Origin of the sequence: Streptomyces sp. 8L (assembly GCF_020176795.1) — a bacterium.
In the GTDB taxonomy this organism is placed as follows: Bacteria; Actinomycetota; Actinomycetes; order Streptomycetales; family Streptomycetaceae; genus Streptomyces.
Map to the genome: position 1 here is coordinate 1 of NZ_JAIUKE010000752.1, position 3184 is coordinate 3184.

The following is a 3184-nucleotide window of genomic DNA, read 5'->3' on the forward strand; positions in this document are numbered from 1 at the left end:
GGAGGGGCGCCCGACGCGGCCGGGGCCGGGCGCGGGTGGGAGCCGCCCGGGACCGGCCCGGCGTCGCCCGCTCGGGCCTGCTTCGTCTCGGGCTCCGCCTGGGCCCGGTCGGCGTTCGGCTCGGGCGTGGCGGCCAGTGGCTTGGCCTCGTCTGGCAAGAGGGCTCCTCGTGCGGATCGGGACCACCCGTTCAGCCCCGGAAAGGTCCATGGTAGCGATCCCGGCCATTTCGCTCGCTTCGGGAACGGCGGATTCCGGGGGCCGGGGACGGGCTGGGCCCCCGGAGGCGGGAAAACGACGGACGGGCACCCGGTTGTTCCCGGATGCCCGCCGTCACACGTCCGGGGGATGGATCAGACCGTGAGGACGGCCTCCAGCGGCGCGCCCCGCAGGACCTTCTCCAGGCGGGCGCGGCCGTCGAGGAAGCCCAGCTCCATGAGCACCGACACCCCGGCGACCTCGGCCCCGGCCCGTCTGATCAGCTCGACGGCGGCCTCGGCCGTGCCGCCGGTGGCGAGCACGTCGTCGATGACGGCGACCCGGTCCCCGGCGTCGAGGTCCTCGGCGTGCACCTCGATCTCCGCCGTGCCGTATTCGAGCGCGTAGCTCTGTGCGAGCGTCGCGCCGGGCAGCTTCCCGGCCTTGCGGACCGGTACGAAGCCGATACCGGCGGTGACCGCGACCGGCGCGGCCAGGATGAAGCCGCGGGCCTCGAGGCCGACGATCTTCGTGGCGCCCATCGCGCGGCAGTCCTCGGCGAGCGTCTCGGTCAGCACACGGAACGCGGCCGGGTCCGCGAGCAGCGGGGTGATGTCCTTGAACATCACGCCCGGCTTCGGGTAGTCCTCGACGTCCCGGATGCGGGAGAGCATCAGCTCCCTGGTGTCCTGGCGGGTCACCTGCGCCTCCCCGAGGAGCCCGTCCCGGAGGAGCGCCCGCCGCGCGGACGGTTCCGGGGTCCCGCCACGGCGGGGGCGGGGCCCTTGGCCGGCGCGGCGCCGGGTGCCGTGTTCTCGGCGGATTCGGCGGACCCGGTCCCCTCGGCCTCGGCCTTGGCGCGCTTGGCCAGGACCCGCTTGCGCAGCGCCTTCATCTGCGGCTCGCGCTCCTTGAGCGTCGCGACGAGCGGCGTGGCGATGAAGATCGAGGAGTACGCGCCGGCCGCGAGGCCGACGAACAGCGACAGCGCGATGTCGTTGAGGTCGCCCGCGCCGAGGAAACCGCCGCCGATGAACAGCAGGCCCGCGACCGGCAGCAGCGCCACGACGGTCGTGTTGATGGACCGGACCAGGGTGCTGTTGATCGACTGGTTCGCGATCTCGGAGTACGTGTACCTGGTCTGCTTGGTGATGCCCTTCGACTGCTCCTTGAGGCTGTCGAAGACCACGACCGTGTCGTACAGCGAGTAGCCGAGGATGGTCAGCAGACCGATCACTGTGCCCGGCGAGACCTGGAAGCCCACGAGCGCGTAGACACCGACCGTGATCACGATGTCGTGCAGCAGCGCGATGAACGCGGCGGCCGCCATTCTCCACTCGAAGGCGATCGCCAGGTAGATCACCACGAGGACCAGGAAGATGACCAGGCCCGTCCATGCCTTGTTGGCGATGGTGGAGCCCCAGCTGGGACCGACCAGGTCGGCCGTGATGGCGTTCTGGTCGACCTTCAGGTCCTTGGCGAGCTGGGTCTTGATCGGGTCGGACTGCTTGGTCGTGATCTCGGCGATCTGGATGCGCAGCGCGCCGTTGCCGAGCTTCTGCACGACGGCCGTCTTGCCGGACGCGGCCTGCGCGTCGTTGACGGCGTCCTCGACCGAGACGCTCGTCTTCGGCGTCGTGAAGACGGCACCGCCCTTGAAGTCGATGCTCTCGTTGATGCCGCGCACCCCGAGGCCGACGATGGCCGTGATGGCGATGAGCACCGAGATGGCGTACCAGATCTTGCGCTTGCCCACGAAGTCGTAGCCGACCTCGCCGCGGTAGAGACGAGCGGTGAAAGCACCGATCCGCGACATCTCACGCCTCCTTCGGGTGGTCGGACGAGGACGCGCCACCGGCCCGGCGGGAGCGGCGCAGGGGCGGCTTGGCTCCGAGCCGCTTCGGGTCGAGCCCCGACCACGGGTGTCCCTCGTAGAAGAACTTCCGGCGCGCGAGCAGCGTCATCACGGGCTTGGTGAACAGGAACACGACGACCACGTCGAGGATGGTGGTCAGGCCGAGCGTGAACGCGAAGCCCTGCACCTTGCCGACCGTGACGATGAACAGCACGGCGGCGGCGAGGAAGGAGACGAAGTCGGAGACCAGCACGGTGCGCCGGGCGCGCGGCCAGGCGCGCTCGACGGCGGGCCGCAGGGTGCGGCCCTCTCTGATCTCGTCCCTGATCCGTTCGAAGTACACGATGAACGAGTCGGCCGTGATACCGATCGCCACGATCGCACCGCAGACCGCCGGCAGGTTCAGCGCGAAGCCGATGCCGGAGCCGAGCAGTGCCATCAGCGTGTACGTGAGGATGGCGGAGACCACGAGGGAGAGCACCGCGATCGCGGCGAGGCCCCGGTAGTAGGCGATCAGGTAGATCAGCACGAGCGCGAAGCCGACGCCGCCGGCGATCAGCCCGGCCTTGAGCTGCTCGCTGCCGAGCGCGGCCGTGACGGTCGTGACGGTCTCCTCGTGGAAGGAGAGCGGCAGCGCGCCGTACGAGAGGACGTTGCCGAGGTCCTTGGCGGACTGCTGGTCGAAGCTGCCGGAGATCTGGGCGCTGCCGCTCAGGGTCTGGCTGACCGAGGGCGCCGACTCGACGTTGCCGTCGAGGACGATGGCGAACTGGTTCATCGGCGCCTGCTGCTGCGACAGCTGGCTGGTGATCTTCGAGAACTTCTTGCTGCCGGAGCCGGTGAAGTCGAGCGTGACGATCCACTGGGCGTTCTGGCTGTCGAAGACGCCCTGGGACTTCTTGACGTCGGTGCCCTCAAGGGCCGAGGGGCCGAGGACGTACTTCTCCCACTGCTTGTTCGAGTCCTGGCCGCAGGCGACGATCGTGTCCTTGGGGCCCGCGCCCTGGTTGGCCTTGGTGCGCTGCGCCTTGCTGTCGCAGTTCAGGGCCTCGAACTTCTTCTGCAGGGCCGCGGTCGCCGGGTCCGGCGGCTGGGAGGCCGTGGGGGTGCTGCCGGTGGCCGGGGGCGAGG

The 3184-nt window shown here is 70.1% G+C and carries 3 protein-coding genes; all 3 read right to left on the bottom strand.

Annotated features, from left to right (window positions below; genetic code table 11):
- Window positions 1-353: 353 nt before the first annotated feature.
- A complete protein-coding gene (locus LCE31_RS38250; protein WP_308042414.1) occupies window positions 354-899 on the bottom strand; it encodes an adenine phosphoribosyltransferase in 546 nt (181 codons plus the stop codon).
- The gene (secF, locus tag LCE31_RS38255; protein WP_225022780.1) at window positions 896-2014 is read right to left on the bottom strand and encodes a protein translocase subunit SecF; all 1119 of its coding nucleotides are present in this window, start codon (window positions 2012-2014) and stop codon (window positions 896-898) included. The genes LCE31_RS38250 and secF overlap by 4 nt, the downstream gene beginning before the upstream one ends.
- 1 nt (window position 2015) lies before the next feature.
- Window positions 2016-3184 (bottom strand): protein translocase subunit SecD (gene secD / locus LCE31_RS38260; RefSeq protein ID WP_225022781.1); only part of this gene is annotated, 1169 nt, incomplete at its 5' end.

Excerpts from the sequence above, each read along its gene's own strand:
- secF (WP_225022780.1), bottom strand. The coding sequence starts at position 2,014 with ATGTCGCGGATCGGTGCTTTCACCGCTCGTCTCTACCGCGGCGAGGTC.